5 protein-coding genes are annotated in these 4582 nt (G+C 45.0%); 2 read left to right on the top strand and 3 right to left on the bottom strand.

Features of this window, described 5'->3' with window-relative positions; genetic code table 11:
• Window positions 1-257: efflux RND transporter permease subunit (locus VIP81_RS19010; protein ID WP_331964606.1), on the top strand; the 257-nt coding region annotated here is incomplete at its 5' end.
• A gap of 27 nt (window positions 258-284) precedes the next feature.
• Complete coding sequence (locus VIP81_RS19005) at window positions 285-1433, top strand: efflux RND transporter periplasmic adaptor subunit (RefSeq protein ID WP_331964603.1); 1149 nt, start codon at window positions 285-287, stop codon at window positions 1431-1433.
• 469 nt (window positions 1434-1902) lie between these two features.
• Here the strand turns inward: VIP81_RS19005 and VIP81_RS19000 are convergent, their stop codons facing one another.
• The 3 genes from VIP81_RS19000 to VIP81_RS18990 all read right to left on the bottom strand — a co-directional run.
• Entirely contained in the window at window positions 1903-2694 is a 792-nt protein-coding gene (locus VIP81_RS19000; protein WP_331964600.1) for a tetratricopeptide repeat protein, read from the bottom strand.
• An 11-nt stretch (window positions 2695-2705) separates the two neighbouring features.
• Window positions 2706-3725, bottom strand: a complete 1020-nt coding sequence (locus VIP81_RS18995) for a VWA domain-containing protein (protein WP_331964597.1) — start codon at window positions 3723-3725, stop codon at window positions 2706-2708.
• 308 nt (window positions 3726-4033) lie between these two features.
• The coding region (locus VIP81_RS18990) for a penicillin-binding transpeptidase domain-containing protein (RefSeq protein WP_331964593.1) at window positions 4034-4582 on the bottom strand (549 nt) is incomplete at its 5' end.

Here is a 4582-nt window from a genome sequence, read left to right as displayed (position 1 = left end):
GTCCTATTCTGATGACGAGTATCGCCATGGTAGCTGGTATGATTCCAATGGCCTCCGGTTTGGGTGAAGCAGGTGATCAAACAGCGCCACTGGGGCGTGCCGTGATAGGCGGATTGATCGCCAGTACTTTTGCCTCCCTGTTTATTTTGCCACTGATTTTCTCCTGGGTACAACAGAAATCTACCGTGAAATCGGTGTCACTGGATCCGGAAGATGAAAACAGCCAGTATTATGTTCCAGGCGCGGAACGTGTTTAATAGCGTCTTTTTAAGCGTATAACTATAATGACTAAACGACATACCAATATCATGAATATAAATAAATACAGCCTGTCGTATCGGGTCATGACGGCTGCTGCGTTGTTACCAATAGGGTTGTTTTTTGCCTCCTGCCACAGTTCCCGGGCAGATGATGAAAATGTTACAGAAAACCAGAGTGTACAGGTGAAAATGATTCACCTGCATAAAAGCCAGCTGGATGCGTCTCTCCGGTTACCCGGTGAGATAAAGCCTTTCCAGTTTGCCGATTTATATGCAAAGGTGAACAGCTATGTGAAAAATGTAAATGTAGACCTGGGCAGCCAGGTAGTTGCCGGTCAGGTGCTGGCTACGCTGGATGCCCCCGAAATGAATACACAATTGCTGGAAGCGCAATCCCGCCTCCACACCAAAGAAGCGATGTTTCGTGCCAGCCGCGCTACGTACGAACGTTTACTGAAAACGAGTAAAGTACCCGGTACCATTTCTCCCAACGACCTGGATATGGCCTTTGAGAAAATGAGTGCAGACAGTGCAGAATTATTATCATCCCGCTCTTCCTATCATGAAGTACAGCAGATGCTGGGCTATCTGGTGATCCGCGCACCATTCAGCGGTGTGATCAGTCAGCGCAATGTGCATCCGGGCACCTATGTAGGGCCGGCAGGAAAGGGTTCCGATAAACCTTTGTTCCGTCTGGAAGAACAGCAGAAACTACGTTTATCCATTGCCGTGCCTGAAATATATACAGATGATGCTGCGCATGCAGGTGATGTTCGTTTCACGGTAAAATCCTTACCAGGAGATACTTTCACCGCCAAGGTAAATCGTATTGCCGGCAGCCTGGATGTGAAGCTCCGCTCAGAAATACTGGAGATGGATGTGGCCAATAAAAACGCAAGACTCCTTCCCGGTATGTATGCAGAAGTACAAATACCAATGCCCGGAAAGAAAGATGTGTATGTGGTGCCTAAATCGGCCATCATCACTAATTCCGAGAAAGTATTTGTGATCAAATCTGTTAACAGTAAAGCAGTATGGATACCGGTAAAATGTGGTAACGAATCCAACGGACAGGTAGAAGTGTTCGGCGATTTATCAGATGATGATCAGCTGGTGCAAAACGGCAGTGACGAAATAAAAGAAGGAACCGCCTTACAGGCAGTTGCAAAATAATGTGTGTTTAAAAGAGGGGAGTAGTTTGCGAAAAGAAGCATCAAACTGGCGAAGGAATCAGACAAAGGTTAAATGAATCGAGTGATGAAGAATCAGTTAATCGGCCTGTGTACAGTAGTGTAAGAAGAGAACAACAACCGCAAATTACTTCCCGTTGATGATGAGCAATACAGCGCCTCCGTAAAACGGGGCGCTATTGCTTAAAACACGAAAGAAAATTGTTACCGTCGAGGTAACAGTTGTAGGTTTAGGTAAAACGGCCGGAGTATTCTTATTCCGGTTTTTTCATGCCCGGCTGGATGCGCAGCAGCGATACAGCCACTCGCCAGCATCGCGCCGGATAACGGTTACTACGATCAGAATCATTTCATAAAGGCGTATAAGAAGGTACCTTCTACCGCTAAATAAAACATCCAAAAGCAAGCGAACTTACTTTTGGATGCCGATGTATAAAGAGGGGATGAAATGCTTACCAGTCTTTTTCGTTCGATACCGGTTGTCCTTTCACTTTCTTCGCTTTATCCTGCAATTTCTTTTCTTCCTGTGAGAGTGCCTGCAGTAAGCGTTCTGCTTCCTGCTTGCTCATTTTGCTGGGCTGTGGTTCCGGTTTTTGCTGATCTTCTTTGTCTTTACCCTGATCTTTATCTTTATTCTGCTGGTCTTTGTTTTCGTCTTTATTTTTGTCCTTGTCCTTATTCTGTTGGTCTTTGTTCTGATCTTTATTTTTATCCTGGTCTTTATTCTTATCGTTCTTATTCTTGTCTTTGTTTTTATCCTTGTTGTCTTTCTTGTCGTCACCGCCGCCGCCTTGCTGTTGCTTTTTCAGCATGGCCTGTGCATAGGCCAGGTTATAACGGGCGTCTTCGTCAGTAGGGTTCATTTTCAAGGCTTGTTTGTAAGACTTGATACTTTCTTCCCACTTTTTATCTTCCATAAACGTATTACCAATGTTATAGTCGGCATCAGATTTTATGCCCGTTTTATCACCCAGCTTCAGGGTGTTGGCATATTGTTTACGGGCATCATCGTAGCGTTTTTGCTGGTACAAAGAATTTCCCAGGTTATAGTTGCCTATAGCGGATTGGGCATTTTGTTCCAGTGCTTTTTTGTAATTGGCTTCGGCGTCTGTAAACTGTTGTTTTTTGTACAACTCGTTGCCTTTACGGATATACTGATTGGTGCCGTTTTGAGCAAACACGCTAACGCCGGTGAGCAGCGCTACCGTGGTAATAAAACAATATTTTATAAAAATAACTTTCATGTACCGTTGTATTAAGCTGCGGGTATTTCTGCCGTGCGTTTGAAACGTACTTCAGGTATAAAAAATTCAATCAGCAGCAATGCCAGGCATATACCCAGGAAATATTGAAAATAACTATTGTAATCAGTAAATACATTTTCTCCAAACTCTTTCTGCTCCATGCTGTCTATTTTATTGGCCAGTGTATTCACCACATCATCTGTATTGTTATCCAGGTGTTGATAAATGCCTTTGCCCGCAGCAGCAATAGATTTGAGTTCGTTTTCATTCAGTTTGGAAATGATGGTATTGCCTTCCCTGTCTTTTTTATAACCGCCGGTTTCGGGGTCAGGCAGAGGGGAGCCGGCTACGGAACCAATGCCGATGGTATTGGTAACGGCGCCGTTGTCGAAGGCGGCTTTAGTGCGTTGTATCGCTGTTTCGTCATGATCTTCCCCATCGGAGATAATGATCAGCGCTTTATGTTTACGTTCTTTTTTATTGAAAGCGTCGTCAGATACCTGTATGGCTTGCCCGATAGCAGTACCTTGCGAAGGTATCATATCCGGAGATACGGTACTGAGATACATTTTGGCGGCAGAATAATCTACAGTCAGTGGCATTTGCAGATAGGCATTGCCGGCAAATACGACCAGCCCTACGCGGTCATTATCCAGCTTATCCATCAATTTGCTGATCAGCTGACGCGCACGGGTAAGACGATCCGGCTGTACATCGGTGGCCAGCATACTTTTGCTGACATCCAGTGCAATCATTACATCCACACCTTTGCGGGTAATCTTTTCCATGCGGCTACCCTTTTGCAGGTTGGCCAGACCAATCACCCCAAAAAAGAAGGCCAGGAAAATAAGCAGGAACTTTAATACAAACAGTTTGCGGGAATAACCGGTAAAAAGCTTTTCTACCAGTGCCTTGTCTCCAATACGCCTTATAGAACGGCGTTTCCACCAGGAAACACCCAGGAAGGCCACCTGTAACACTAACAGGAGCACCAACGCCCATAAATATTCACTATGCTGAAATCGTAACATATTTGACTTTAAGATATCCGTTACCGGTAGTTAACCAGGTAAGATATCAAAAATAATTTTTTTGTGACGTATTGCAAGCCGTGGAGGTGGGGTTTTATCGTTTTTTTAACGATCACTTGTTATTGGAGCGCATATTTGCAGGGTTGGGTGCGCCTTAAATGCGGGAGGAGTCAACTTCAAAGCGGCCTTTGACTCGCCCTTGATGTGGACTTGATGTGGACTTGATGTGGAGGCGAGATTTATCCGGTGATGGGGAGATGACTCCTCCCGGGCTATTCGGCCATCTCCCCATCACCGGATAACAAAAATTACATTTCTCCCTTGAAATAGCCGGCATCCGTGAGGATGTTGCGCAGTATTTCCATACGTACTTTAGGTATATCAACGGTAGGATCTTCCGTTTCTATGTTCAGCACAAAGAAGCAGGGATGCCTGTTTTCTTCAATCCAGCCTACTACCCAGCCTAATTTCTTTACATCGTTATAGTCCCATCCTGTTTTGTAGGACAGTTCATATTTAGGAGTCTTTTCCATGAGCATCACATCACGCACCGTTTTCATGGTTGTTTTGGCAAAAGGCAACTGATCAAAGTACAGTTTCTTCACAAAACCCAATTCCTCATCCGGAGATATCAGCAGGGAATTATCCAGCCAGAAAGTATCTAAACGGCTGATTTTCATATTGCCATATTTGATGGAATCCAGCCACAGCTGCATGGTAGGTTGACCAATACGACGGGCTACTTCCTGGAAATAAGGTACGGCAGATTGTTTAAATGCCTGGGCCATGCTCAGGTCCTGATTCCAGGCCGGAAACTGACGGGTAACGCCATCCCAGGGAATAACCATGCTGGTGTC

Source organism: Chitinophaga sp. (assembly GCF_036566945.1).
In the GTDB taxonomy this organism is placed as follows: Bacteria; Bacteroidota; Bacteroidia; order Chitinophagales; family Chitinophagaceae; genus Chitinophaga.
The sequence above is the reverse complement of the archived record's forward strand: the minus strand, read 5'-3'. Positions and strand labels throughout refer to the sequence as shown.